This window comes from Bradyrhizobium ottawaense (genome assembly GCF_002278135.3).
GTDB lineage: Bacteria > Pseudomonadota > Alphaproteobacteria > Rhizobiales > Xanthobacteraceae > Bradyrhizobium > Bradyrhizobium ottawaense.
The window spans coordinates 290,056-315,111 of the sequence record NZ_CP029425.2; the positions used below are offsets into that span (position 1 = coordinate 290,056).

Annotated in this window: 20 protein-coding genes and 1 tRNA gene; 8 read left to right on the forward strand and 13 right to left on the reverse strand. The window is 66.0% G+C overall.

The annotated features are described in order from the left end of the window. Window positions 1-50 precede the first annotated feature (50 nt). Window positions 51-1,769, reverse strand: coding sequence for a heparinase II/III family protein (locus CIT37_RS01365; RefSeq protein WP_028139336.1), 1,719 nt, complete (start codon window positions 1,767-1,769; stop codon window positions 51-53). A gap of 157 nt (window positions 1,770-1,926) precedes the next feature. Next, on the reverse strand, window positions 1,927-3,273 hold the full coding sequence (locus CIT37_RS01370) for an RsmB/NOP family class I SAM-dependent RNA methyltransferase (protein WP_028139335.1): 1,347 nt from the start codon (window positions 3,271-3,273) through the stop codon (window positions 1,927-1,929). A gap of 189 nt (window positions 3,274-3,462) precedes the next feature. Between CIT37_RS01370 and CIT37_RS01375 the strand changes: the two genes are divergently transcribed. Continuing rightward, window positions 3,463-3,672 carry a DUF1674 domain-containing protein gene (locus tag CIT37_RS01375; RefSeq protein ID WP_028139334.1) on the forward strand — a complete coding sequence of 70 codons (210 nt, stop codon included), beginning with the start codon at window positions 3,463-3,465 and terminating at the stop codon, window positions 3,670-3,672. A 36-nt stretch (window positions 3,673-3,708) separates the two neighbouring features. Here CIT37_RS01375 and cysN read toward each other — a convergent pair whose 3' ends face one another. The 4 genes from cysN to CIT37_RS01395 form a co-directional block, all read right to left on the reverse strand. Then, window positions 3,709-5,604: a sulfate adenylyltransferase subunit CysN gene (gene cysN, locus CIT37_RS01380; RefSeq protein WP_038948688.1), complete on the reverse strand. Its 1,896-nt coding sequence runs from the start codon at window positions 5,602-5,604 to the stop codon at window positions 3,709-3,711. Next, complete coding sequence (gene cysD / locus CIT37_RS01385) at window positions 5,604-6,563, reverse strand: sulfate adenylyltransferase subunit CysD (RefSeq protein WP_095424567.1); 960 nt, start codon at window positions 6,561-6,563, stop codon at window positions 5,604-5,606. Before cysD ends, cysN begins: the two co-directional genes overlap by 1 nt. A 5-nt stretch (window positions 6,564-6,568) precedes the next feature. Continuing rightward, window positions 6,569-7,588 carry a sulfotransferase family protein gene (locus CIT37_RS01390; RefSeq protein ID WP_038948690.1) on the reverse strand — a complete coding sequence of 340 codons (1,020 nt, stop codon included), beginning with the start codon at window positions 7,586-7,588 and terminating at the stop codon, window positions 6,569-6,571. A 156-nt stretch (window positions 7,589-7,744) separates the two neighbouring features. After that, complete coding sequence (locus tag CIT37_RS01395) at window positions 7,745-9,463, reverse strand: methyl-accepting chemotaxis protein (protein ID WP_167456558.1); 1,719 nt, start codon at window positions 9,461-9,463, stop codon at window positions 7,745-7,747. A gap of 196 nt (window positions 9,464-9,659) precedes the next feature. On the opposite strand from CIT37_RS01395, the gene CIT37_RS01400 reads away from it, so the two are divergent. Beyond that, window positions 9,660-10,250 carry a thermonuclease family protein gene (locus CIT37_RS01400; RefSeq protein ID WP_095424535.1) on the forward strand — a complete coding sequence of 197 codons (591 nt, stop codon included), beginning with the start codon at window positions 9,660-9,662 and terminating at the stop codon, window positions 10,248-10,250. A gap of 56 nt (window positions 10,251-10,306) precedes the next feature. On the opposite strand, the gene CIT37_RS01405 is transcribed toward CIT37_RS01400, so the two are convergent. Further along, window positions 10,307-10,822 (reverse strand): L,D-transpeptidase, encoded by a 516-nt coding sequence (locus tag CIT37_RS01405; protein ID WP_028139328.1) that lies wholly within the window; start codon window positions 10,820-10,822, stop codon window positions 10,307-10,309. A gap of 434 nt (window positions 10,823-11,256) precedes the next feature. Beyond that, complete coding sequence (gene acs, locus CIT37_RS01410) at window positions 11,257-13,203, reverse strand: acetate--CoA ligase (RefSeq protein ID WP_161966306.1); 1,947 nt, start codon at window positions 13,201-13,203, stop codon at window positions 11,257-11,259. A gap of 400 nt (window positions 13,204-13,603) precedes the next feature. On the opposite strand from acs, the gene CIT37_RS01415 reads away from it, so the two are divergent. After that, complete coding sequence (locus tag CIT37_RS01415) at window positions 13,604-14,773, forward strand: DNA topoisomerase IB (protein WP_028139326.1); 1,170 nt, start codon at window positions 13,604-13,606, stop codon at window positions 14,771-14,773. A gap of 11 nt (window positions 14,774-14,784) precedes the next feature. Here the strand turns inward: CIT37_RS01415 and CIT37_RS01420 are convergent, their stop codons facing one another. Continuing rightward, window positions 14,785-16,131, reverse strand: coding sequence for an IS5-like element ISBj5_B family transposase (locus CIT37_RS01420; RefSeq protein ID WP_011084757.1), 1,347 nt, complete (start codon window positions 16,129-16,131; stop codon window positions 14,785-14,787). 280 nt (window positions 16,132-16,411) lie between these two features. Then, the gene (locus CIT37_RS01425) at window positions 16,412-16,867 is read right to left on the reverse strand and encodes an SRPBCC family protein (protein ID WP_038972988.1); all 456 of its coding nucleotides are present in this window, start codon (window positions 16,865-16,867) and stop codon (window positions 16,412-16,414) included. Window positions 16,868-16,968: 101 nt separating this feature from the next. Between CIT37_RS01425 and CIT37_RS01430 the strand changes: the two genes are divergently transcribed. After that, complete coding sequence (locus tag CIT37_RS01430) at window positions 16,969-18,048, forward strand: adenylate/guanylate cyclase domain-containing protein (RefSeq protein ID WP_028139324.1); 1,080 nt, start codon at window positions 16,969-16,971, stop codon at window positions 18,046-18,048. A gap of 218 nt (window positions 18,049-18,266) precedes the next feature. On the opposite strand, the gene CIT37_RS01435 is transcribed toward CIT37_RS01430, so the two are convergent. The 3 genes from CIT37_RS01435 to tsaD form a co-directional block, all read right to left on the reverse strand. Beyond that, window positions 18,267-18,680 carry an EVE domain-containing protein gene (locus tag CIT37_RS01435; RefSeq protein WP_028139323.1) on the reverse strand — a complete coding sequence of 138 codons (414 nt, stop codon included), beginning with the start codon at window positions 18,678-18,680 and terminating at the stop codon, window positions 18,267-18,269. Window positions 18,681-18,797: 117 nt separating this feature from the next. Then, window positions 18,798-19,778, reverse strand: a complete 981-nt coding sequence (locus CIT37_RS01440) for an NAD(P)H-dependent glycerol-3-phosphate dehydrogenase (RefSeq protein ID WP_095424589.1) — start codon at window positions 19,776-19,778, stop codon at window positions 18,798-18,800. 2 nt (window positions 19,779-19,780) lie between these two features. Further along, on the reverse strand, window positions 19,781-20,854 hold the full coding sequence (tsaD, locus tag CIT37_RS01445) for a tRNA (adenosine(37)-N6)-threonylcarbamoyltransferase complex transferase subunit TsaD (RefSeq protein WP_095424590.1): 1,074 nt from the start codon (window positions 20,852-20,854) through the stop codon (window positions 19,781-19,783). Between the two features lie 150 nt (window positions 20,855-21,004). Between tsaD and CIT37_RS01450 the strand changes: the two genes are divergently transcribed. From CIT37_RS01450 to CIT37_RS01465, 4 genes are all read left to right on the forward strand, one after another. After that, window positions 21,005-21,751, forward strand: coding sequence for a uroporphyrinogen-III synthase (locus CIT37_RS01450; RefSeq protein ID WP_038972985.1), 747 nt, complete (start codon window positions 21,005-21,007; stop codon window positions 21,749-21,751). 65 nt (window positions 21,752-21,816) lie between these two features. Then, window positions 21,817-23,052: a hypothetical protein gene (locus tag CIT37_RS01455; RefSeq protein WP_095424591.1), complete on the forward strand. Its 1,236-nt coding sequence runs from the start codon at window positions 21,817-21,819 to the stop codon at window positions 23,050-23,052. A 36-nt stretch (window positions 23,053-23,088) separates the two neighbouring features. Then, window positions 23,089-24,837 carry a heme biosynthesis protein HemY gene (locus CIT37_RS01460; RefSeq protein WP_095424592.1) on the forward strand — a complete coding sequence of 583 codons (1,749 nt, stop codon included), beginning with the start codon at window positions 23,089-23,091 and terminating at the stop codon, window positions 24,835-24,837. Window positions 24,838-24,937: 100 nt separating this feature from the next. Then, a tRNA-Thr gene (locus CIT37_RS01465) sits at window positions 24,938-25,013 on the forward strand. The last annotated feature ends 43 nt before the right edge of the window (window positions 25,014-25,056 follow it).

A 25,056-nucleotide genomic window follows, 5' to 3' on the forward strand; every position in this document is an offset into this window, starting at 1 on the left:
GCAGTTTTCGGCGTGCTTCACAACGATCAGATAGGGCTGAATCCGCGCGTTTACAGCGGAAGTTCCGGTTCGCGCCGAGCGTTGCGGCGGGCATTGGTGACGGTCGGCGATGCCGTCGAGCGGACAAAGCTCCAGCGGATCGAGGGCGCCTGCCGCGCGTCCTGCCGGATCACGATCTGGGCGGTGCGGCGCGGCCCGTCATTGCCGGCCAGGAACACGCTGTCCTCGAGGTCGACCTTGTCGTCGAGCGCCTCGAAGGTCCAGACGTCGCGGTTCGGCAGCACCAGCATGACGCCGCGCGCATCAGACAGCCGGCTCGCCTTCACTGCCGGATGCAGATGGAAGCGCAGCGCAAAGTCAGCGTCGGCACCCTTGAAGCGTCCGCCCTGCGGCGGCGACAGCGTGTCCTCGCCGTCGATGCGCGCGCCGTCATTGGCGATCATCAGCACGCGGCGGTGGATCGCGCCGAATTTAGAAAGATAGCCGTCATGCGAGGTCGTGAGCAGCGTGCCGTTCTGCACGATCTCGCGATAGCTCTCGACCTCGACGGGGCCGCTGGTAACCGGCGAGCCGTGCAAGAGCCGCTTCATCGCCGACATCTCGACGAACTGGCACGACGAAGTATCGTGATAGGTCAGCGTCGAATGCGCCGCGGTGCCGCGGGCGAATGGCCGCCAATTGTCGCGGCCCGTGGTCGGCATGCCGCAATTGGTGACGATGCGGCTGATGCCGGAAGACAGTTCGAACGACAGGCAGCCGGCATGGGCATCGTGGCTGACGCCGGCTGGCGGCGGCGGGCCGGTGTCGATGATCACAGTGGTCTGGCCGGCATCGAGGCGCTGAAAGCCGGTATGCGGCATGTTCGCCATCGGCGCGCCGTGGGTGTCGTCATAAGCGAGCAGCGTGGCGAGCAGGTCGGACGATGTCGCGCTCATGCCGTTGAACAGCGCGAAGTTACCGTCGCCGTGGCGGAAGAAGCGCAGCATCGGCATCATGCGGTCGATCGCGTTGAGCAGCGCCGGCGGTGGCGCGATGTTGCGCGCAGCAAACGTCTGCCGCAGCGGCAGCAGGTCGATCAGGAGTTCGATCAGCGCGCCCGGATTGCGCGAGATGTGTCCGCCGTCGGGCAGGATCTGCCGCTGCAATTCGTCCGACAGCTTCTTCGATGCGCTGCGGATTTGGCCCGCCTGGTTGGCGAGGCACAAGGCCGCATAGCACAGCGCGATCAGCACCTGGAGCTTCGGCACCCCGTCGGGAATGTTGACCATGGTGTAGCGCAGGAAGCGGATCTCGCGCGCGAGGGCGCGCAGGTAACGGCGGTAGAACTTGTTGTCGGTCTCGCCCAGCACCAGCGGCGCCTGCGACAGCAGCGAGATCACGCGCCGGGCCAGCACGTCGGCGCGGCGCGCGACCGGGCGGCGCTTGTTGGCGGGGTTGGCGATCCAGTCCTCGATCAGCGCGCGCGCATTCGCCCGTGTCAGCGCGGTGTCGGCGGCGCGCAAATGGCGCAGCCAGCCGAAGCCGAGCAGCGCGACTTCCCAATCCTCCGACGGCGGCTCGAGATCGAAGATCGAACGGCCGTGGCAATTGACGATCTTGCCGGCGAAGACGAAGCGGCCGGCATAGATTTCGGCGGCGCGAGTCGCATCCGCGGTGCGCAGATCGTGCGGCGCGATGATCAGCCGATCGGTGCGGCCGGGCCAGACCCGCGACAGCGCAACGGAACCGCCGCTCGCGCGCGCGAGCATGTTCCGCGCGAAGCGGTTCATGACCAGCGTCGAGATACGTCTGCGTTGAGCGACCGACACGCTTTGCCTTGAAGGGGGAGAGGATTCCGACGAATCCCTATTAATCCCAAAATCGGACGTCTGACACCACCTTGAACGTGTGCGAATCAGCGTCGCGGTCGCAAAATCCGGTGCAAAATCAGGATTTAACGAGCCGGGTCGCGAAAAACCCATCGAGACCGCCGAGCTTGGGATCGGCGTTCGGCAGATGGCTGGGCAGGGTGCGCAGATCGCCGTCCCCTGTGATGATTTCGTCGAGGCCCGCGACCTCCGCGGCCTCGATCGGGACGCGGCGAAGCGCAGGCTCGCTCGCCAGCAGCGTTGCCACGGCCTGCTCACCCTCTTCGGGTTCCAGCGAGCAGGTACAGTAGACCAGCGTGCCGCCCGGCTTGAGCAACGATACCGATTTTCGCAGCAGCCGCTGCTGGAGCACAGTCATGGCGGTGACGTCGGCTTCCTGCCGCAGCCACGCCACATCGGGATGACGGCGGATCGTGCCGGTCGAGGTGCAGGGCGCATCGATCAAAATACCGTCGAAGCCTTCGGCTGGGCCGGCCCATTCCACGGCGTCAGCGACGACGGTCTCGGCCTGGAGCGACAGCCGCGCCAGGTTTTCACGCAGCCGCATCACCCGGGCCGGCGAGCGGTCGATCGCCGTGACCTGCGCGCCGGCATGCGCCAGTTGTGCGGTCTTGCCGCCGGGGGCGGCGCAGAGATCGGCAATGGACTTGCCCTTGACGTCGCCGAACAGCCGGGCCGGCAGCGCGGCGGCGGCGTCCTGCACCCACCATTGTCCCTCGGCGAAGCCGGGCAGCATGGTCACCGAGCCGTGCAGCAGCATCCGCACCGTTCCGGTCGGAAGCGTCTCGCCGTGCAGGCGGTTCGCCCATTGCGCGGCATCGGACTTCACCGTGAGATCGAGCGAAGGCTCGTGGCCGAGTGCCAGTGCCATCTCCCTTGCGGTTGCTTCGCCATAATGCGCGCTCCAGCGCGCGAGCAGCCATGGGGGCAGATCCAGCGATTGCGCGGCGACCTCCTCGACCAGCGCCGCGCCCTCGCGCGCGCAGCGGCGCAGCACGGCATTGACGAGGCCGGCATAGCGCGCGGCGCGCCGGTCGGATTGCACCAGGCGAACGGAGAGGTCGACGGCCGCGTGATCCGGCACGTCCATCCAGAGGATCTGCGCCGCGCCGATCAGGAGTGCGCTCTGCGCGCGCGGCGCATCGGAGGGGATGCCCTTGTCGAGCAGGCGGGACAGCACATGGCCGAGCGTGCCGAGCCGGCGCAGCACCGTGGCGACCAGTCGCCGCATCAGCGCGCGGTCGCGGTCGGCAAGCGTCTTCAGTCCGGGATGGGCGCCGCTGCCGTCGAGTTGGTCATCGAGCGTACGGTGCTTGTGCAGCACGCCGTCGACGATGTCGGCGGCAATCCGTCGCGCCGCGAGACCGGGCACTTCGGACGGAGGGGCGAAACGTTGAGATGGCATGCGGAAGCAAGGTTCTGAGCAAGCGGCAGTTCCGCCGCAATGGGCGCATGCCTTGAGAACCCAATCTCTGGCACGCGAATATGCCAAATGTAAGAATCGCTTCGGGCTTTTTCAGCCCTTCCGGGCCGATTTCAGGAATGCGTTATTGGACATCGCGTTGCGGCTCGTCCTGCGCTAGAAAGCCTGGCGATGAGTGATCAGCCTCCCGTTCCCGCCCGCAAGCAGCTTACGCCGGCAGCCCAGCGCGCGCTGGCCGAAGCCGAGGCGCGCCGACAGTCCGCAGCCGCGCAGGCCCAAGAGGCCGGCAAGGCGGCGCCGAAGGAGTTGCAGGGGCCGAAGGGACCCGAGCCGACCCGCTACGGCGACTGGGAGCGCAAGGGCATCGCCTCCGACTTCTGAGCGATCGCCGGTCCTGGAAGGCGTCCACTCCCGCCACTACAGATAGTGATTGTCCCTGAGATAACCGATGATGCGCTCGCAGGCCGCGTCGGTCGACATTTCTGACGTGTCGATGGTGATCTCCGGCGCCCGCGGCATCTCGTAGGGCTGATCGATGCCGGTGAACGATGGCAGCTCTCCCGCCCGTGCTTTGCGATAGAGCCCCTTGGGATCGCGATGCTCGCATTCGGCCAGCGGGGTCGCGACATGGATCTCGATGAACTCGCCTGCCTCGACCCGCTGGCGCGCCAGCTCGCGCTCGTTGCGGAACGGTGAGATCAGCGCGACCAGCGCGATCATGCCGGCATCGACGAACAGCGCCGCGATCTCGGCAGTGCGCCGGACGTTCTCCGCCCTGTCCGCGTTGGAGAAGCCGAGGTCGCGGTTGATGCCGTGGCGGAGATTGTCGCCGTCGAGCAGCGCGGCGTGGCGCCCGAGTTCGGCAAGCCTGCGATCGACGAGATCGGCGATGGTCGATTTGCCGGCACCGCTCAGCCCCGTGAACCAGAGCACGCAGGGCCGCTGCTGCTTCAGCTGCGCCCGCACGGGTTTGTCGACGGCAAGCCGCTGCCAATGAATGTTGGTGGCGCGGCGGAGCGAGAGATCGATCATTCCCGCGGCGGCGGTGCGATGGCTGATGGGATCGACGAGAATGAAGCTGCCCATGTCGCGGTCGTCGCGATAGGCCTCGAACACCAATGGACGGTCGAGGCTGAGATGGGCGTAGCCGATCTGGTTGGCGTCGAGTGTGGCAGCGCTTTCATGCGCCATGGTGTCGATGGCGATGCGGTGCTTGAGCGTCGTGATCACCGCGCCGGTCGAGGCCGCGCCGCATTTGAGCAAATAGCGACGGCCCGCGACCATGGCCTCGTCGTCGAACCAGACGAGATGGGCGGCCAGCTGATCCGAGACCTGTGGCGCGGGCCCCGCCGTCAGCACGTCGCCGCGACTGACGTCGATCTCGTCGGTCAACGTGAGCGTCACCGATTCGCCCGCCGCAGCGCGGTCGCGCTCGCCGCCGGGGGTGAGAATGCGCGCGATGCGCGTCTGGCGGCCCGAGGGCTGCACGGCGATGGTCTCGCCGATCGCGATCGTTCCGCTGGCGATACGCCCGCAGAAGCCGCGAAACTCCGCATGCGGCCGGTTGACCCATTGCACCGGCAACCGGAACGGCCGCTGCGAGACATCGCCGGAAACGTCGACCGATTCCAGATAGGCGGTGACGGTCGGCCCGGCGTACCAGGGCATCCGCGCGCTGGCGGCGACGATGTTGTCGCCGTCGGGCGCGACGACAGGGATGCACTGGACCTGCGAGATTCCGAGCTGTCCGGCCATGGTCAGATATTCGGCAGTGATGGCCGCAAAGCGATCCCCGTCGAATCCGATCAGATCCATCTTGTTCACGGCGAGCACGACGTGACGGATACCAAGCAGCGACAGGATGTGGCTGTGGCGCCGCGTCTGCGTGATTACGCCCTTGCGGGCATCGACCAGCACCACGGCGAGATCGGCGTTGGAGGCGCCGGTCGCCATGTTGCGGGTATACTGCGCGTGCCCCGGCGTGTCGGCGACGATGAAGCGGCGCAGCTTGGTGGCGAAGAAGCGGTAGGCGACGTCGATCGTGATGCCCTGCTCGCGCTCGGCCTGCAAGCCGTCGACCAGCAGCGCGAAATCGAAATCGCCGCCGGTGGTGCCGACCGTCCGGCTCTCGGACGCCAGCGCGTCGAGCTGGTCGTCGAGCAGCGTCTTGGAATCGTAGAGCAGCCGGCCAACCAGCGTGCTCTTGCCGTCGTCGACGCTGCCGCAAGTGACGAAACGCAGCGTCGGACGATCGTCCTGTTCGAGCCGCGGCGCATCGGAGGCAGCGATCGTGGGTGCCTCGTGATAGGACATCAGAAGTAGCCTTCCGCTTTCTTGCGCTCCATCGATGCGGGACTGTCCCGGTCGATCATGCGTCCCTGCCGCTCGGAGGTGCGCGAGGCCATCATCTCGCGCACGATCTCGGGGAGCGTTGCCGCGGTCGAGACCGTGGCGCCGCTGAGCGGATAGCAGCCCAGGGTGCGAAACCTGACGGAGCGCCATCGCGGCTCTTCGCCTGCATGCAGCGGCATCCGTTCATCGTCCACCATGATCAGCGCGCCGTCGCGCTCAACCACCGGGCGCGAAGCCGCCAGATAGAGCGGAACGATCGGGATGTCCTCGAGCAGGATGTAGTCCCAGACGTCGAGCTCGGTCCAGTTCGACAGCGGAAACACCCGCATGCTCTCGCCGGGTGCGAGCATCGTGTTGTACAGGCTCCACAGCTCGGGCCGCTGGTTCTTCGGATCCCAGCGATGCGCCGCGCTCCGGTGCGAGAACACGCGCTCCTTGGCGCGCGATTTCTCCTCGTCGCGCCGCGCGCCTCCGATCGCGGCGTCGAAGCCGTGGAGGTCCAGCGCCTGCCGCAACGCCTGGGTCTTCATGACGTCGGTGTAACGGGCCGAGCCGTGGGTGAAGGGGTCAATGCCCTGGCTCAAGCCGTCATTGTTGGTATGGACGATCAGGTCGATGCCGAGTTCGCGCGCGCGACGGTCGCGAAACGCGATCATCTCGCGGAACTTCCATGTCGTGTCGACGTGCAGCAGCGGAAATGGCGGCTTGCCGGGATGAAAGGCCTTCACCGCCAAGTGCAGCAGCACCGAGGAGTCTTTGCCAATGGAATACAGCATCACCGGCCTGCGGAATTCGGCCGCCGTCTCTCGCAGGATGTGAATGCTTTCCGCCTCCAGGCGCCGAAGATGGCCGGCGGCGTGAAGCTGCTCGCCGCCGGTTCTTTCAAGGAGGGGTTCGGCGCTCGTGGGATTGTCCAGCATGCGGATCACGCGGCCTCAGCGAACCAGTCGCCGAACAGATGCGCCGAAATTGCCGCATTCAGGCCGAGATCGCGGACGCACGCCGCGACCGAAGCTCGATAGGCGTCATTGACCCCGCAGCGCTCCAGGATCTCCAGCTGAGCTTCGCTCACCGAGCCCGTCGCGCGGCGCTGGTAGCGATAGGCGCTATCGGAGGTGTGCAGATTGGGCACCTTGTAGATCGTCGCTTCGCTCGGGAAGATGACGCGCGCGTTGTTTGCCTGCACGCTTCCCGGTTCCCGCCATGACGTCACGGCATTCTCGGTAAAGCTGCTCGAAAGGCCGAGGCGGTCGAACAAGACGCGCACCGACGACAGGGCCTCCTTGCTCACCTCGTAGACGTAGTGCGTGACGGGAACGCCTTGTTGCTGGGCGTAACCTGCGACGCGGGCCGCGCTGAGTGCGGCGACGACATAGTGCCGCAGCAATGTATCTTCGGGCGCGCGCGAAATCAGCTTCTCGAGCCATGACGCCAGCGAACTCGCCGGCTCGCGATCGAGCATGATGAGATGCAGACGGTGCCGCGGATAGCCTGCTTCGACCAGGAGCTGCAGCGGATTGAACAAGCTCTCGGCGAGCACGTAGGGCCCGATCGTTTCCTTGCTAAAGATGTGCGGCTCGTCGCTCGCCGAGGGGATGACCCAGGGCGTCAGCGGACGGCCGACGAGCGCGTCGCGCAGGATCGCCTTCAGCGGTTGATAATATGAAGGCATGCCGGTCATGCCGAACAGATTGCTGAGGGCGGTCGAGCCGACTCTGGCCTTGCCGCATGCAAAATAGAGCATCGGAAAGTCCTGCGCCGGACGATGCAGGAAATCCTCGGCGAGGCAGTCCGTCACTTCACGCATCAACGTCGCGAGCGTGACGGCTCTGCTCTGGAATTCGCCCACTGGGGACAGCAGCATGGTGTCGAGGGAACTGTGCTGCTGCCGAACGAGGTCGGCCATTCGTTCGAGCGAATCGGCTGAAATTGCGTCGATGTTCATGTCGGAGGACCCGCTGTAGGGAGTTCCACGAGCGATTGCTCGTTGGATCTTTTCCAACCTACAGTTGTCAGGGGTGCCGGACAATTCCGGGGAATCCCGGAGGCGCTATCCATACGCGACGAGCATTGAAGATGTGCTCGTCGCCGCTATGCAGTTTCATACCGCGCGCACGGTGTTGAGGAACTTCTCGACTTCCGTCTTCAAGAGGCTGCTTTCATTCGACAGCGAGCGCGCCGATGCCAACACCTGCCCCGACGCCGCGCCGGTCGCGCTCGCGCCATGACTGACCTGGGCGATCTTGTCTGCGACTTCGACGGTTCCCTTGGCGGCTTCGCTGACGTTGCGCGCAATCTCGGCCGTCGCTGCACCCTGTTCTTCGATCGTCGCTGCAATGGTGGACGAAATGTCTGAAATGCGGGCGATGGTCGCGCCGATTTCCTTGATCGCTCCGACGGAGTCCTCGGTTGCCGATTGCATGCCGGCGATCTGCGCGCTGATTTCCTCGGTCGCTCGCGCGGTTTGCGCCGCGAGCGCCTTCACCTCGCTCGCCACGACCGCAAAGCCGCGGCCGGATTCGCCGGCGCGCGCCGCCTCGATCGTTGCGTTCAGCGCCAGGAGGTTGGTCTGTTCGGCAATCGCGGTGATCAATTTGACGACGTCGCCAATTCGGCCCGCCGCCTTGAGCAGTTCATTGATCCGGACATCGGTGCGCTCGGCCTGCCTGACCGCTTCGCTGGCGATGCGGCTGGAATCGTGGACCTGGCGTCCGATCTCGACGACCGAGGTGCTCATTTCCTCGGCGGCGGACGCGACCGCTCCGACATTGGTGGACGCTTCCTCCGAGGCCGCCGCGACCATTCCGGAGAGTTCCTGGGTCTCTTCCGCGGTTCCCGACAGCGTACCGGCGGCTGCCTCGAGCTGCTGGCTGGCCGCTGACACAGAGTCGATGATGCCGCCGACCGCGGCTTCGAACACGCCGGCGAGCTGGGTCATCTCTTCCTTGCGCTGAGCGGCCGCAGCGGCTTCCTGATTCTTCTGCTCAACCTCCATCTGCTCGATACGGATCAGGTTTTCCTTGAAGGTCTGAGCCGCGCGAGCGTTGTCGCCGACTTCATCGCCGCGGCGCGTGTAGGGAATCTCGATCGCCTTGTTGCCGGCGGCGAGCTGGAGAAGCACGTCGCCGATGCGCCGGATCGGCCGGGCGATGTTCGACACGGAAAAGACGGCGGACCCGATCAACGTCAGAACGACGAAGACGCCGACGATCAATGCGAAGGTGGCGACGCGGTCCAGTTCGGCCAGCATCTCGCCCTTGCGGCGCGCGGCGAATTCGTTGGCAACGCCGACCAGATCGTCGATCCGTTTGCTGACTTCCAGGGCTGCCGGACGCATACGCTCTGCGAGAATGGTGGCCTTCGTCGACTCTGCGGCAGTCCTGGCGCCGCCCGAGGGGGCGCCAATGACGGTCTTTTGCGCCCCCGCCAGTTCAATGCCGCTGGTCAGATACGCATCGACGAATTTCTTGGTCTCACGATAGGCGTCCTGGGTGACCTTGCGGGTCGCCCGGTCGGTGGCCGTATCGATTTCCGCGCCGGCTTCGCCTGCTCGCGCGCGGAGATTCTCGAGGAGCTTGTCAACCTCTCCGGCTGACGAGGCGGAGCTGATCTCGAGAGCTGCGAGCTGCGCCCGCGCCATCGCCGTCTGCGCCGCTTGCGCATTGCCTTTGTTGAGGTAGTTGATCGTGACCAGGCGATTGGATTCGGCAATCGACCGGTTGCCGAGCATCTGGTTGGTCAGCATGCCGCAGACCAGCACAACGCTCACGCCGGTGACGATGCCGAGCTTTGTTCCAATGCGAAACCTGAATGACCCCACCGCTCTCTCCTCGCGTTGCTGTATAGCAGGTATTCGCAACCAATGATTGAGATTTGGGTAATATTCGCGGATCTCCGGTAGAACTACGGCCGACATATTCGACGATGGAATTTTCCTGCACGCTTGCCCGTCGATCTGGTTCCGCTATGTACGCGCCCGTGCTTTGAGTTCCCCCGTCTCTGTCCTAGCGTGATTGATGCCTTTCCGGGATCGACCTAATTCCTATCGGCCGCAATTCGGCGGCTCGCCGTTCGGTCGGCGCTTCTCCGGATTATTGCCGTGGATGTTCGTGGTGGGCATCGCGCTGGCCGTCGTGCTCACCTTTCGCCATGGAATGAGCTGGCTTGTTCCTGATGCCGATGGCGACCGCACGCGGAATGCCGAGATCGTTCTCGAGCAGGCGGGCCATCCCGATGTTCGCGAGCCGGTGGACGTCATTCGCACCATCGACGGCGACACCTTTCTCGCGCGCGTTCGTCAGCGCGGCGGCCGCGATCTCGTCGTGCGGGTTCGGTTGCGCGGCATCGACGCGCCCGAGATGAAAGCGTCTTGCCGGGAGGAGCAGGACAAGGCCGAAGCCGCGGCCCGCGCGTTGCGCGATCTGCTCGGTCAGGGCGACGTGACGATCACCAATCTCGGCCCCGACAAATACGGCCGCGTTCTCGCCGACGTCGCGACCCGGCGGACTGCGAACGTTGCGGCGGCATTGCTCGCCGGCGGTTTTGCGCGAAGCTACACTGGCGGCCATCGCGACGGCTGGTGCACGCGCAGCTGGCGCTTCTGGTAACAAAAAAGCCGCGTTCGGGGACGCGGCCTTTTCCTGTCTTGCCTTGATCCTGGCGATCAGCGCGTCACGACCACCGTGGTGCCGACCGAGACGCGGCCATAGAGATCGGTGATGTCGTCGTTGAGCATGCGGATGCAGCCATAGGAGACGAAGCCGCCGATCGAGCCCGGCACGTTGGTGCCGTGGATGGCGTATTCACCGCCGGCCAGCGTCATCGCCGCAACGCCCATCGGGTTGCGCGGCGAGCCGCCCGGAATCATGTCGGGAATGCTCGGCTTGTCACGCTTGACCTCGGCCGGCGGTGCCCAGGCCGGGTTGCGATATTTCCCGTCGATGCGGGTAGTGCCGGCCCATTGCTTGCCGGACTTGCCGACACCGACCGGATAGCGCACGGCGTGGCCGTTATCGAGGATGAGATAGAGCCGCCGCTCGCTGGTTTTGACCACGATGGTGCCCGGCGAATAGTCGGCCAGATGCGCCCCCACCATTTCCGGCCGCGCCTGCGCCGCCGTCGACATCAAGACCCCTGCCCCGATGGTGGCGGCCAGCGCCGCCGCAATCCTAATCGACATCGATTTTCCCCTAAGCCCGAACGGATCGTCCAAAATTACGCGGAACCGGCAATCGCCAGCTTGCCACGTCCTTGTCAGGGGACATTCTTAACCGCGCCCGTTAACCGGTTGGTTTCCAAGCACGGCTGCCAAGGGCCAGCCAGCAGGGGGAACAAAGGAAATGTTCGAAATAAAGTAAATGACCTGAAAACAACACTCGGCGGGAAAGATGCGGCCGCACCGGCACGCGCGCTGACGAGTGCGTGAGGATGTGAACGGCTGTTGCTTACCGGAGGGTCGACGACAAACGCGGTCTCGCGTCCCGGACAAGGCGCAGCGCGTCGCGCCGCGACGCAGAGCCGGGACCCAGTTCTTTGCGCTGGGATGGATGGGCCCCGGCTCAGCAGCGCACCGCGACGTGCGCGCTGCGCTGCGTCCGGGGCAGGAGAGCAAGCTTACGCCGACTTCTTGTTCTGCCGGTTCCTGACGAGATCATCGACCACGGCGGGATCGGCCAGCGTCGAGGTATCCCCCAGGCTGCCCGGCTCATCCTCGGCGATCTTGCGCAGGATGCGGCGCATGATCTTGCCGGAGCGGGTCTTGGGCAGGCCCGGCGCAAACTGGATCTGGTCCGGGGATGCGATCGGGCCGATCTCCTTGCGCACCCAGGTGACGAGCTCCTTGCGCAGGTCCTCGGTCGGCTCGATGCCGGCCATCAGGGTGACATAGGCGTAGATGCCCTGGCCCTTGATGTCGTGCGGGAAGCCGACCACGGCAGCCTCGGAGACTTTCTCATGCGCCACCAGCGCGCTCTCGACTTCCGCAGTGCCCATGCGATGGCCGGAGACGTTGATAACGTCGTCGACGCGGCCGGTGATCCAGTAATAGCCGTCGGCATCGCGGCGGCAGCCGTCGCCGGTGAAGTACTTGCCCTTGTAGGTCGAGAAATAGGTCTGCTCGAAGCGGGCATGGTCGCCGTAGACCGTGCGCATCTGGCCGGGCCAGGACCGCGTCAGGCAGAGATTGCCCGAGGTCTCGCCGTCCAGAACCTTGCCGTCGGCGTCGACGATCTCAGGCAGCACGCCGAAGAACGGCTGCGCCGCCGAGCCCGGCTTGAGCTTGGTCGCGCCCGGCAGCGGCGTGATCAGGATGCCGCCGGTCTCGGTCTGCCACCAGGTGTCGACGATCGGGCAGCGGTCGTCGCCGACGACGCGGTGATACCACTCCCACGCTTCCGGATTGATGGGCTCGCCGACCGAGCCGAGCAGGCGGAGCGAGGCGCGCGATGTCTTCTTCACGGGCTCGTCGCCCGACTGCATCAGCGCGCGGATCGCGGTCGGTGCGGTGTAGAAGATGTTGACCTTGTGCTTGTCGATGACGTTCCAGAACCTGGAATTATCCGGGTAATTCGGCACGCCTTCGAACATCAGCGTCGTCGCGCCATTGGCGAGCGGCCCATAGAGAATGTAGCTGTGGCCGGTGACCCAGCCGACGTCAGCGGTGCACCAGTAGATGTCGCCGTCGTGATAATCGAAGACGTATTGATGCGTCATCGAGGCGAACACGAGATAGCCGGCGGAGGTGTGCAGCACGCCCTTGGGCTGGCCGGTCGAGCCTGAGGTGTAGAGGATGAACAGCGGGTCCTCGGCGTGCATGTGCTCGACCGGGCATTCCGTCGTCACCATCGCCGCCGCCTCGTGATACCAGAGGTCGCGCGTCGGGTTCATGTCGATCTTGCCGCCGGTGCGCTTGACCACCACGACCCAGTCGACGTCGTCGGCCTTGGCGAGCGCGGCGTCGACGTTGGCCTTCAGCGGCACCTTCTTGCCGCCGCGCAGGCCTTCGTCCGCGGTGATGATGATCTTGGATTTGCAGTCATTGATGCGCTGGGCGAGGCTGTCCGGCGAGAACCCCGCGAACACCACGGAGTGGATCGCGCCGATGCGCGCGCAGGCGAGCATCGCATAGGCCGCTTCCGGAATCATCGGCAGGTAGATGGTGACGCGGTCGCCCTTCTTGACGTTGCGGGTGCGCAGGATGTTGGCCATCCGGCAGACCTCGTCGTGCAGCTCCTGGTAGGTGATATGCTTGGACTGCGAGGGATCGTCGCCTTCCCAGATGATCGCGGTCTGGTTGCCGCGCTTGGCGAGATGCCGGTCGATGCAGTTGTAGGCGACGTTGAGGATGCCGTCCTCGAACCATTTGATCGAGATGTTGCCGGGCGCGAACGAGACGTTCTCGATTTTCGTCGGCGCGTGCATCCAGTCGATGCGCTTGGCCTGCTCCGCCCAGAAACCATTCGGGTCCGAGATCGAGCGAGCGTACATCTCCTTGTACTTGGCCTGGTCGACCCAGGCGCGCTTCGCCCACTCCGCCGGGACGTCGTAGATCTTCTCGGACATGCTTCCCTCCACATACGGCAGGCCGAACGCTAGCGACCGGCGAGCCGACTTGATCATTGACTGATTATGCGTCGGGCTAACCGGGCCCGACAAGGAGCACAAGCTGGACCTTCGGCGGGCGGCCGGCCATGCGGAGGATCAAGGCCACCTGCTGTGACTGTCGCAGATCTGAAACAAGCCGGCGGGCGGCTTTTCGGGGCCTTGCCCAGCTCCGCGGAACAGGCCGGCGCAGGGGCCCCATGCATTAATGGAGGTATTTAGAAACCACCCTCACCGATTCGGGACTCGCAATAGTGTTCGGAACACCCTAAATGGCCAACCCGGGCCCGAAGAGACCCTTCGGAACAAAAATCAGAACAGCGGCATTGACCGGTAACAGACAGGGCTAAGGCATAAGACTATGATGGATCAGCAGAATCTCGGGACGATACGGCCCGCTTCAGCCGATCCTGCGGCCATTGCATTGGCCAAAGCCCTCGGACAATGGCCGAAACCCGCCGCTTTCAGGCGTCCTAGCCCGAAGAAGGCCTTCGACACGGCGCCCGCGGCGACGGTCGAAGCGCTCGCCAAGGAGCTCGGCCTGCGGCTCGGCGACCAGAACGAGCTGACCATCCGCCGCATCCGGCGCGGCAAGGGCTATTCCTTCGTGCGTCCCAATGGCGCACATATCCGCGACGCCCGCACTATCCGCCGGCTGCACGCCATGGCGGTGCCGCCGGCCTATCGCGAGGTGCGCTACTCCGCCGATCCGAGCTTGCATCTCCAGGCCGTGGGCCGCGATGCCGCAGGCCGGCTGCAATATCGCTATCACGCCGATTGGGAGAAGGTCCGCGAGCACCGCAAGGCGCATCGTCTGGAAAAGCTCGTCGGCGCGCTGCCAAAGATCCGGCGCAAGGTCTCGGCGTTCCTGTCGGGCGACGAGCCGACGCGTGAATTCGCGCTCTCGGCCGTGATCGAGCTGATCGCGCGCACTGCGATCCGTCCCGGCAATGAATCCTATGCCCGCCTCAACGGCACCCGCGGCGCCACCACGCTGCTGAAGTCGAACGTCACGCTTGAGGACGACAGCTTCGTGCTGACCTTCAAGGCGAAGGGCGGCAAGGCGGTGCGCAAGGAGTGCGATGCGGCCAAGCTGGTGCGCGCCATCGGCATTTTGCAGGGCGTCCCCGGCAAGCGCATGTTCCAGTATCGCGATGCCTACGGCATCGTGCGCGCGGTCAACACCACGCAGGTGAACGCGTTCTTGCGCGAGATCGCCGGCATCAAGATTTCGCTGAAGGATTTCCGTACGCTGATGGCGTCTGCCGTCGTCGTGGAATCGCTGTCGCGAATCACGCCGGCGACCAGCCAGCGCGGCCGCAAGAAGCAGGTGCTGGACGCGATTCGCGCCGCAGCCGACAAGCTCTCCAACACGCCGGCGATCTGCCGCAAGAGCTACGTCCACGACACCATCGTCACCGCGTTCGAGGACGGCATCCTCGAGCGCTTCGCCGCGACCATGAAGGGCCAGCGCTCGCAGGCGAGGCGCGAGCAGCTTCTGGCGCAGGTGGTGGCGACAGCCGCGGTGTAACGAGTCGTCCGTTAAGAAGCCGGATTGATCGAGGCTGGCCGGGCGAGCGTGCGCCATAGCTGGGCCAGGAACAGGCACAAGAGATATCTCAGCCAGGCGAGGATGCGGCGGAAGTTGTGTCCGACGGCTGAGAGGACGACGTTGGCGGCATCGCCGGCGCGGCCTTTGAGGTAGCAGCGCCCGAGGTGGCCTTCCGCCTTCAGGTGTCCGATGATGGGCTCGATGGCGGAGCGGCGGCGCAGCTCGCGCTTGATGACACCGAAAACGCCGCGCTTCTGGCCGGAGATGAAGACGCGACGGGGATTTTGTGCGTCGTGGCCGCGGTATCCCTTGTCGACATAGGCCCGCTCGATCGGACAGCCGGTGAGTGTCTCGGTGCGGTCAATGACGTCCCGCAAGGTGTGACCGTCGTAGGGGTTGTCGGGCAGTGCGCTGGCGTGCAGCACGAACAGGCCACCGGGAGCCCGGCGGTTGTTGGTGACGATGGAGGCCTTCACGCCGAACTCGTAAGGCGCGCTGGCCTTGCCCTTGCCGATGCACTCCACTTCCGGGGCATGGAAGGAATAGAGCTTCCAGCCGCGCTGGCGCTGCTGCTGCGAGCGGATCTGCGTGGCCCGGCCGAGCGGGAGGGCGAACGCCTGCTCCAGTGCTGGCTGGCCTTCGATCTTGCGGCGGATGTCGCGGATGATCCGGCCCAGCCGGCTACGCAGGATACGCAACTGCCGCTGATGCCGCCTGAACTGTTTGGCATGGGCGTAGCGGCCGGCCATCATCGCGGCGGCCTTGGCGATGCGAGCATAGGATTGCCGCAGCCTGACGCCGTGCCTGATCGCCAGGCGGTTGAGCCCCTTGATGGCCGCATGCAGCAGCTTGGCATCGGTCGGAAAGGTGATGGCCTTCGGCTGCACCGTGGTGTCGACCGTAACCCGCTTGAGGTCCTGGCTGCGTAATGCACCGGCCTCGTGCGCTACCCGCAAGCTCTCGGCCAGCAGCAACTCCAGCTTGTCGCCAAGCCGCTTGCGCCAATGGCTCAGGTCCGAGCGCTCGTGCGGGAACGTGTGCTGAAAGAACTCTTCCCCGGTGAAGAACTGGAAGTATGGGTCATGGACCCAGCGCTCGCACACCTCCTCATCGGACAGCCCGTAAATGTGCTTGAGCAACAGCAGACCGATCATGAAGCGCGTCTCGATCCCGGGCCTGCCGTTCTCGCTGTAGAGCGGCGCGATCTCGCCGTCGATCCAGTCCCAATCGACCTTGCCGGCGAGCAGAACCAGCTCGTGCTTCATATTGATGATCTGGTCGAGCCGAGCCCGGAACAGATCGTTCGATCCCGTCGTCTTGTGCTTCTTCGGCCGCATCGTTCCCTCCGATGCAGACAAGGAATCATGCTTCCCGCTTCGAGGGAATCCACGAAAACCAAATCGCAAGGTTCTGACGCCCAAAGCATCAAAACCTTGCAATCTGGAAATGCCCCTTAGCCCAAATCGAGATTCCCGATCAGTGGCTTAGTCCTTCTTCACGGACGACTAACGACACTGCCGTATGGTGGGCAAAGCGAAGCGTGCCCACCATTTCTGTTGCGGTGTTGGGGTAGATGGTGGGCACGGCGCAAGTGCGCCTTTGCCCACCCTACGAGAGCTACGACTTGGGCGAGACGCCGTTGTCGGGACCGGGATCGCCGCCTGCGGCTGCGGTCGTGAGCCGTTCCATATAATGCGCCCACCCCGTCGCGTGCGCGGCGGCCTGCGCTTCGCTTGGCAGGCCGCTATGGGTCATGCGCAGCAGCGTGCCGCCGTCGCGCTCGATCAGGTCGATCTCGATCAGGCTCGAGCCGGGCGGTACCTCCTGGCCGCCTTCCCATCCGAACGTGTAGGCCAGACGATGCACCGGCACGACCTCGCGGAAGGCGCCGCGGGCGACGCCGCTGCGGGGGCCGATGCCCTTGAGCAGATAAAGCCCGCCGGGATGCGGCTCCGTGGTGGCATCGGAGCCCATCCAGCTCAGGATTTTCTCGGGGTCGGTCAGATAGGCGAAAACGGTGGAACGTGGTGCCGCGATCTGGGTCTCGCGTCGCACTATGAACGGTTCGGTCATCGGCGATCATCCCTTCGCTGCCATTGGCACATGGCGGCGCCAAAGCGGCGCGTCAAGGATTGCCCGTGACAAAGGCGGCCCGCCTTGGCCATGATCGAGCCATGCAGCTCTCCCCGACCCTCGCCTGGCTTGTCGATGCCGCTTCGGATAGCGCCGGAGCTGATCGCCTGCTTGCGGAACTCGCCGCCCATCTGGTCGCCGACGGCGTGCCGCTTGCGGGGGGCGCCCTGACGCTGGAGGTGCCGCATCCGCTGATCGCGAAGCGGACCTGGTTGTGGCGTGCAGACAGCGGCCAGGTAATCGAAGCACTCGGCTTCGCGCCGGGCGGATTGGCGCCCGATCCGCCCAACGATGCCGGTCGCCGCTGGCTGCGCGACATCGCGCGCGGCGACGTCCACGAAGACATCGCCGGACGTCCAGATGGGCCGCAGCTTTGCTGGATCGGGCCGCGTCCGTTCACCGCGGACGACATCGGGCAATTGCGCCAGGCCGCGCGTTTTGCCGCGACGCCCCTCGCCGTGCTGGCCGCGCGCGCCACGTTGCGCGCGACGTTAGATGCCTATCTCGGCAAGCGGAGCGCGGAGCGGGTGCTGGCGGCACCTCTGCGCCGCGATCTCGGCGAGACCATTCAGGCCGCGCTGCTCTATGCCGACCTCCGCAACTTCACGACGTTGTCGGAAACCTCTCCGCCTGCACAGGTCATCGCCGCGCTGGATGCCTGGTTCGATCGCATCGCCGGCGCTGTCCACGCCTTTGGCGGCGAGGTGCTGAAATTCATCGGCGACGGCGTGCTCGCGATCTTTCCGGTGGTCGAGGCATCGCCCCGCCGCGCGTGCGATGCCGCCCTGCGTGCCGCAGGCGCGGCCGAGGCCGGCATGGTCTATCTCAACAAGGAGCGCGGCGCTCAAGGGTTGTCGCCGCTGGCATTCGGTGCCGCACTTCATCTGGGCGAGATGCTGTGGGGCAATATCGGCGCCGCCAACCGGCTCGACTTCACGGCGATCGGTCCCGCCGTCAATCTCGCCAGCCGGCTCGAGGGATTGTGCAAGTCGCTGGGGCGGACCGTGCTGGTGTCGGGCGCGCTCGCCGCCGAGACGGACATGCCGCTGATCGCGCTCGGATCGCATTCGCTGCGCGGCATTGCTGCGCCATGCGAGGTGTTTGCGCTGCCGGAGATGTGAGCGCGGGTATTGCAGGTCGTTGTGCGATGGCCGTGCCAAACTCTCGGTGTCGTCCCGGCGAAGGCCGGGACCCATAACCACCAAATTATATTGTAGCACGCGCTGGTAACCCCGAGTCCTCGCAAAACGATTGCTGCGGAGTATGGGTCCCGGATCTACGCGCGCCTAAGAGCGCGCTTGTCCGGGACGACGGCGGAGAATTAAGGCCGCACCTGCGGCTAAACCCCGCCCATCTTGCAGACGAGCTTCCACTCCTCGGCCGTCACCGGCTGCACCGACAGGCGCGAATATTTCACCAGCGCCATGTCGGCGAGTTTCTTCTCGGCCTTGATCGTCGCCATCGTCACCGGCGTCTTCAACGGCTTGTCGGCCTTGATATCGACGCAGACGAATTTCTCGGTCTTGTCGGTCGGATCGGGATAGGCCTCCTTGATGATCTCCGCGATGCCGACGATCTCCTTGCCCTCGTTGGAATGATAGAAGAATGCCTTGTCGCCCTTCTTCATGGCGACGAGGTTCTGGCGCGCGGTATAATTGCGCACGCCGGTCCAGGCCTCGCCCTTGGCGCCCTTTTCCACCTGCTGGTCCCAGGACCACACCGATGGTTCGGATTTCACCAGCCAGTAGTTCATCGCGCGTGCCCTATCCATTCGTCATGGCCGGGCTTGTCCCGGCCATCCACGTCTCTGCCATCAATTCAATATCAAGACGTGGATGCCCGCGACAAGCGCGGGCATGACGAGAAGACGTCATTCCTCTGCCTTGAAGGGGCGCGTCATCAGTCCCGAGATCGCGGCGTCGATCGTGCTCCGGCCGCTCAGGATCGACGCGACGGCTTCTGACACCGGCATCTCGACGTTTTGCGAAGCTGCGAGTTCGATCAGCACCGGCGCGGTGAACTCGCCCTCGGCAAGCTTGCCCGCAGGCGGCTGCTCGCCGCGGCCCAAAGCAAGGCCAAGGATGAAATTGCGCGATTGCGGGCTCGAGCAGGTCAGGATCAAATCGCCGAGGCCGGACAGGCCGGTGATCGTTTCGCTGCGTGCGCCGAGCGCGCGGCCGAGGCGCGTCAGCTCGGCAAAGCCGCGGGTCGTCAGCGCGGCCTGGGCGGAGGCCCCCAGCTTGCGCCCGACCGCGATGCCGACTGCGATCGCCAGCACGTTCTTGGCTGCGCCGCCGATCTCGACGCCGCGGATGTCCGTGGAGTGATAGGGACGGAACGTCGGTGAGCCCAGGGCCTGCACCAACGCGCTCGCCAACGTCTCATCGCCTGCCGCCAGCGTCACCGCCGTCGGCAAGCCGCGCGCGACATCGTCGGCAAAGCTCGGACCCGACAGGATCGCGGGCTGGACGTGCGGCGCGGCCTCCGCGATCACGTCGGTCATGAATTTATGGGTGCCGTGCTCGATGCCCTTGGCGCAGGCGACGATCGGCACCGGCCCTGTCAGATGCGAGGCCAGCATGTTGACGGCGCCACGCAAATGCTGCGCCGGTGTTGCGATCAGCAACATGTCGGCGCGTGCGGTAAGCGCCAGATCGCTGGTCACGACGATCTCCGGCGCGATCTGTACGCCGGGCAGTCGCGGATTGTCGCGTGTCGAGGCGATCCGCGCGGCATGCTCGGCATTCCGTGCCCAGAGCGTGACGCTCCGTCCTGCCCGCGCCGCCACGGTCGCCAGCGCCGTGCCCCAGGCGCCCGCCCCGATCACCGCGACAGATTGGAACGTGGTCATGGCTAGAATCCCGCCCGGGTCTTGCCGTAGCCGGTCGGCGCCGTCGCGTTGGCGTCGAGCAACCAGCGCGCGCGGGGCTGCGCTTCCATCGTGTCGGTCAGGCCGAGTGCGAGTCGTTCGGCGCCGGCCCAGGCGATCATCGCGCCGTTGTCGGTGCAGAGCGCGGGCGGCGGCATGATCAGTTGCGTCCCGGCTTGCTGTGCGACCTCATCGAGGGCGCCGCGGATCGCCTGATTGGCCGCGACGCCGCCGGCCGCGACCAGGGCACGCGGTGCGCCGAATTTTTCGCGGAACAGTCTGAGGCCGACGCTCAGCCGGTCGGCGGTCGAATCCAGCACGGCGGCCTGAAAGCTCGCGCAGAGATCGCTGACGTCCTGCGGCGTGATCTCGGCTAGCCGGCTCGCTTCAGTGCGGACTGCCGTCTTCAATCCCGACAGCGAGAAATTGGCGTCGGGGCGTCCCTGCATCGGCCGCGGAAACGCAAATCGCGTGGCATCGCCGCCTGCCGCCGCGCGCTCGACCTGCGGGCCGCCGGGATAGGGCAGGCCCAACATCTTCGCGACCTTGTCGAAGGCCTCGCCGATCGCGTCGTCGACGGTGGTGCCAAGCCGTACATACTGGCCGACGCCGGTGACCGCGACGATCTGGGTATGGCCGCCCGAGGCGAGGAACAGGCAGTAGGGAAATTCGATTCCGTCGGTGAGGCGCGGCGTCAGCGCATGCGCCTCCAGATGGTTCACCGCAACCAGCGGCGTGTCGTGCACCATCGCGATCGCCTTTGCGGTGGTGAGCCCGACGATGACGCCACCGATCAAGCCCGGCCCCGCCGCGGCCGCGACGCCGCCAAGCTGGGCGAAGCCGACGCCGGCTTCCTGCATCGCGCGATCGATGATGCCGTCGAGCAGATCGACATGGGCACGGGCGGCGATCTCCGGCACCACGCCGCCGAAGCGGGCGTGCTCCTCGATCTGCGACCGCACGATGTTGGACAGGATCCTGCCGCTGCCGTCAGGCGCGCGCTCGACCAGTGCCGCGGCTGTCTCGTCGCAGGTTGTTTCGATGCCCAGTACCAGCATTGGCGAATTGTTATCCAATTTGCGCCCTTGCGCTCATCCGTAAAGCAGAGTTCTGGTACGTCCGGTAGCATTCCGGGGCCAGATTGCGCAATCGCCACGCGCGGCTTCCTCACGAATGCGTGGCCGCCAATCGGTTCGGGAACACCAGCGATGTCCATTCTTGTCACACGGCCGCATCCCGACAATGAGGCGACGGCGGAAAATCTGCGCGCGCGGGGGCTTGCGGTGCTGCTTGCGCCGGTGCTCAAGTTCGAGCCGGTCGCCTTCCATGACGAGAGTGAAGCTCCCTACGGTGCCATCCTCGTCACATCGGCCAACGCGATCCGTGCCGTCGCGCCACAATTGCAGGATCTTGGTCTGTTGGAGCTGCCGTTGTTTGCGGTCGGTGAGCATACGGCTGCTGCGGCGCGCGACGCCGGCTTTGCCGAGGTGATCGTCGCCGGCGGCGATGCCGCGTCCTTGCGCGACAAGGTGATGCAGAGCGCACGCGACAAGGTGCTGAAGAAAAAGAGCACGCTGCTGTATCTCGCAGGCGCGGATCTGTCGCGCGACCTCGGCGGCGAGCTCGGTGCGGAGGGGTTCAGCGTGGTCACACAGACGACCTATCGCATGGCGCCGGTCAAGCATTTGCCGCGCGAGGTCTGCGAGGGCTTTGCCGCTCACGGCGTCGAGGCGGTGCTGCACTACTCCCGGCGCAGCGCCCGGGCGTTCCTGGATGCGGCCAGGGACGAAGGCGTCGAAATCTCGGCGCTGGCTATACCGCAATGCTGCCTGTCCGAGACTGTTGCCAGCGTGCTGCGCGATGCCGGCGCGTCGCAGGTTCTGGTGGCTGCGACACCGGACGAAAATGCCTTATTTACCACCTTGGAGCGTGCGTTGCGCACCCGTTTGGCGTAAGAGGTCGAGCCGAATCCGACGTAATCGGGTCCGTCCCGCGTATGGAAGTGTGAGGAACCGTCACGATGGCCGACCACAAGCCTGAAGACGCAGGATTGGCTCCTGAGTCCGGCCGTGCCAAGCGCACTCCGCCCACCATCGACCTCGAAGCCACCGAAGTCTCGACCCAGCCGCAGGAGGCGGCGGTCGAGCCGGAGGCTCACCTGGAGCCCGAGCGAGCCGCGCACGAGCAGACCAGGGTCGAGGAAGCCAAGTCCGAAGAGATCGAGTCCGAAGAGACCAAGTCCCAGCCGCAGCCTGAACGCGCTGAGGAACAGCCTTCCGTCGCGTCCGCGCCGATGTCGCCCTGGGTCATCGCGCCGTTCTCCGGCGCTGTCGCAGCGGCGGTCGTGATCGCGGTCGGCTGGTTGCTGGGCTGGCCCGCCGTACAGGCGCCGCCGGCCGCCCCGCAAGTCACGAGCGCGACGGTCGATGCGCTGAGCGGTCGCGTTGCGGCAGTCGAAGCCAAGGCCGGCAAGCCCGCCGCTGATCCCGCCATGGCGGCGCGGATCGACGCGCTGGAGAAATCCGCAACCGGCTTGCGCAGCGACGTCGCCAATCTGCGTGCGCAGTCCGACAAGACCGCGAGCACATTGAACGATGCGAAAGCGGCGCCGCAAACTGCCGTGCCCGACCTTGCCGCTCTGAGCGACCGCATCGCCCAGCTCGAGCGCGCCAGCAAGACCGAACGTGCCGAGCTTGCGCAGCAGGGCGAGAAGATCGCCGATGCGAAGAGGATGGACGACAAGCCGCTGCGTCATGTGGTGGCGGCGGCCCTGCTCGACGTCGCCGTTCGTCACGGCGATGCTTACGAGTCGCAATTGGCCGCAGCGCGGGCGATGGCGACAAAGCCCGATGCGCTGAAGCCGCTCGACACCTTTGCCGCGTCAGGCATTCCGACGCCGGTGGCGCTGAGCCGCGAGTTGCTCAATATCGTGCCGAAGCTGTCGCCGCCGGCGGAAGCCCAGACCAGCGGCACGGGCATCGTCGAGCGTCTCCAGGCAGGAGCCTCAAAGCTCGTCCGCATCGAGCGCACCGACGGGGTCGGCAACGATCGCGGCGCCATCGTCGCACGGGTGACGGCAGCGGCGCTGCGCAATGATTTCGTGGAAGCGCGGCGCGAGCTCAAGACGCTGGCCGAGGCCGATCGTGCGCCGGCGCAGGCCTGGCTCGACAAGGCCGATGCCCGCGACGCTGCGCTCGCCGCTTCCCGCAAGTTCGCCGACGATGCCATGGCGGATCTCGTCAAGCCTGCTCAATAAAGCTTCGCGCAACAATCAGCGCGTATAGGGATCGCCATGCTTCGCATCGTCCTCTTCCTTGTCCTGATCGCGCTGGCGGCGGCCGGCGCGGCCTGGGTTGCCGACCAGCCCGGCGATCTCGTCCTGACCGCGGGCAGTTTCCGCGCCTCGACCACGCTTCCCAAATTCGTGTTCCTGCTTGGCCTGTTTGCCGCGGCCGTCGTGCTGGTCTGGAGCATCGTGACGACGATCTGGCGCACGCCGGGGCGTCTGCGCCGCCGCCGCCATGACAAGCGCCACGCGCGGGGCCGCCACGCCATCACCCACGGCCTGCTTGCGATCGGTCATGGTGACACCGCGCTCGCCCGCCGGCACGCGGAAACGGCGCGGCGACATGCCCCGAATGATCCGCTCGCGCTGCTCCTGCATGCGCAGTCAGCGCAGCTCGAAGGCAATCGCGACGAGGCGCAGCGCGTCTTCCGCGCCATGGCCGAGCGCGAGGACACGCGCCTGCTTGGCCTGCGCGGCCTGTTCATCGAAGCGCAGCGCGCCGACGATGCGGTCGGCGCCGTGATGATCGCGGAGGAAGCGATCAAGCTGTCGCCGTCCTCGACCTGGGCCTCGCATGCGGTGCTCGGCTTCCGCTGCGCGCGTGGCGACTGGAGCGGTGCGCTTGCGATCCTCGATTCGAATCTGTCTGCGGGGCAGATCGACAAGCAGACCTATCGCCGGCAGCGCGGCGTCCTGCTCACCGCACGCGCGCTGGAATTGGCAACCATGGACCGCGACGTCGCGCGCGAGAGCGTGATGGAGGCGATCAAGCTGGCGCCGACGCTGGTGCCGGCGGCGGTGCTCGCCGCAAAATTCGAGAGCGAGGCGCATCAGGTGCGCCGCGCCATGAAGCTGGTCGAGGCCGCCTGGATCGCGAATCCGCATCCCGATCTCGCCGATGCCTATGCCCACGTGAAGCTAGGCGATACCGCGTGGCACCGCTTGCAGCGGGTCGAGACGCTTGCGGCCAAGACGTCGGCCGACAAGCCCGGTCATGTCGAGGGCCAGCTCGCGATCGCGCGCGCCGCGATCGATGCCTCCGAGTTCGCTCGCGCGCGCGAGGTGCTCGCGCCTTATGTCAAGGATCCGACCCAGCGCGTCGCGCTGCTGATGGCCGAGATCGAGCGCACCGAGCACGGCGATGGCGGTCGCGCCCGCGCCTGGACCCTGCGCGCGGTGCGCGCCCGTCACGATCCGGCCTGGACTGCGGACGGCTACGTCAGCGACCGTTGGCGCCCGGTCTCCCCGGTCACCGGCCGGCTCGATGCGTTCCAGTGGCAGACCCCGGTCGCGAGCCTGCCTTCGGACAAGGGGACCACGATCGAATCCTCGGCCTTCGAGGAGGCCATGCTGGCGGCCCCGCCGCCGAAGCGGGTGACGGTGGCTCCCAGCGAAGGCCCGGCGGAACCGCCCGTGGCGGCACCAGCATCGGCACCGGCGTCAGTGCCGGCCGCGCAGGACAATTTGCCCCCGATGGCCAAGGACGAGCCGGCCGTTGCGACCGCCGAACCGGTCCAGCCGGCCCCCGAGCCCGCCGAATCACCGCCGCCCGCGGCGACCCCCGTGTTCCGGAGCCGCGCCGACCTCGGCAAACCCGCGCCAGCGCCGATTCCTGCGGTCATCCCGATCGTCCGGGCCCCCGACGATCCCGGGATCGATGACGAGGGTCCGAGCGATGAATTTACGGAACAAATCGGTACACCCAAGGCTCAGGCCGGCGGCTGGCGCGGATTCTGGTCCCGCTGGGGCGCGTGAGCCGCATTTCGAATCCGGTTTGTCCTTGCCAATTCGGGCCATGCCCGATATCAGGAGCGCGCGTATCGGGGCCGGCATCGCCTTGGCCCCGGCAGGGTTCGCCGCAATAGCTCAGTTGGTAGAGCACGTCATTCGTAATGACGGGGTCGGGGGTTCGAATCCCTCTTGCGGCACCAGCGCCTCAGGTTGTCCAGCCCGAAGAGATGGGTAACGCATCGT

What these genes read in the sequence shown, in the direction of transcription:
- CIT37_RS01370 (WP_028139335.1), bottom strand. Translation starts at nt 3,273, where the DNA reads ATGCCATCTCAACGTTTCGCCCCTCCGTCCGAAGTGCCCGGTCTCGCG.
- CIT37_RS01455 (WP_095424591.1), top strand. Translation starts at nt 21,817, where the DNA reads ATGGCCGACCACAAGCCTGAAGACGCAGGATTGGCTCCTGAGTCCGGC.
- CIT37_RS01365 (WP_028139336.1), bottom strand. Translation starts at nt 1,769, where the DNA reads ATGAACCGCTTCGCGCGGAACATGCTCGCGCGCGCGAGCGGCGGTTCC.
- CIT37_RS01420 (WP_011084757.1), bottom strand. Translation starts at nt 16,131, where the DNA reads ATGCGGCCGAAGAAGCACAAGACGACGGGATCGAACGATCTGTTCCGG.
- CIT37_RS01435 (WP_028139323.1), bottom strand. Translation starts at nt 18,680, where the DNA reads ATGAACTACTGGCTGGTGAAATCCGAACCATCGGTGTGGTCCTGGGAC.
- CIT37_RS01415 (WP_028139326.1), top strand. Translation starts at nt 13,604, where the DNA reads ATGATGGATCAGCAGAATCTCGGGACGATACGGCCCGCTTCAGCCGAT.
- CIT37_RS01440 (WP_095424589.1), bottom strand. Translation starts at nt 19,778, where the DNA reads ATGACCACGTTCCAATCTGTCGCGGTGATCGGGGCGGGCGCCTGGGGC.
- CIT37_RS01425 (WP_038972988.1), bottom strand. Translation starts at nt 16,867, where the DNA reads ATGACCGAACCGTTCATAGTGCGACGCGAGACCCAGATCGCGGCACCA.
- CIT37_RS01460 (WP_095424592.1), top strand. Translation starts at nt 23,089, where the DNA reads ATGCTTCGCATCGTCCTCTTCCTTGTCCTGATCGCGCTGGCGGCGGCC.
- cysN (WP_038948688.1), bottom strand. Translation starts at nt 5,604, where the DNA reads ATGTCCTATCACGAGGCACCCACGATCGCTGCCTCCGATGCGCCGCGG.
- cysD (WP_095424567.1), bottom strand. Translation starts at nt 6,563, where the DNA reads ATGCTGGACAATCCCACGAGCGCCGAACCCCTCCTTGAAAGAACCGGC.
- CIT37_RS01405 (WP_028139328.1), bottom strand. Translation starts at nt 10,822, where the DNA reads ATGTCGATTAGGATTGCGGCGGCGCTGGCCGCCACCATCGGGGCAGGG.
- tsaD (WP_095424590.1), bottom strand. Translation starts at nt 20,854, where the DNA reads ATGCTGGTACTGGGCATCGAAACAACCTGCGACGAGACAGCCGCGGCA.
- CIT37_RS01375 (WP_028139334.1), top strand. Translation starts at nt 3,463, where the DNA reads ATGAGTGATCAGCCTCCCGTTCCCGCCCGCAAGCAGCTTACGCCGGCA.
- CIT37_RS01390 (WP_038948690.1), bottom strand. Translation starts at nt 7,588, where the DNA reads ATGAACATCGACGCAATTTCAGCCGATTCGCTCGAACGAATGGCCGAC.
- CIT37_RS01400 (WP_095424535.1), top strand. Translation starts at nt 9,660, where the DNA reads ATGCCTTTCCGGGATCGACCTAATTCCTATCGGCCGCAATTCGGCGGC.
- CIT37_RS01450 (WP_038972985.1), top strand. Translation starts at nt 21,005, where the DNA reads ATGTCCATTCTTGTCACACGGCCGCATCCCGACAATGAGGCGACGGCG.
- CIT37_RS01430 (WP_028139324.1), top strand. Translation starts at nt 16,969, where the DNA reads ATGCAGCTCTCCCCGACCCTCGCCTGGCTTGTCGATGCCGCTTCGGAT.
- acs (WP_161966306.1), bottom strand. Translation starts at nt 13,203, where the DNA reads ATGTCCGAGAAGATCTACGACGTCCCGGCGGAGTGGGCGAAGCGCGCC.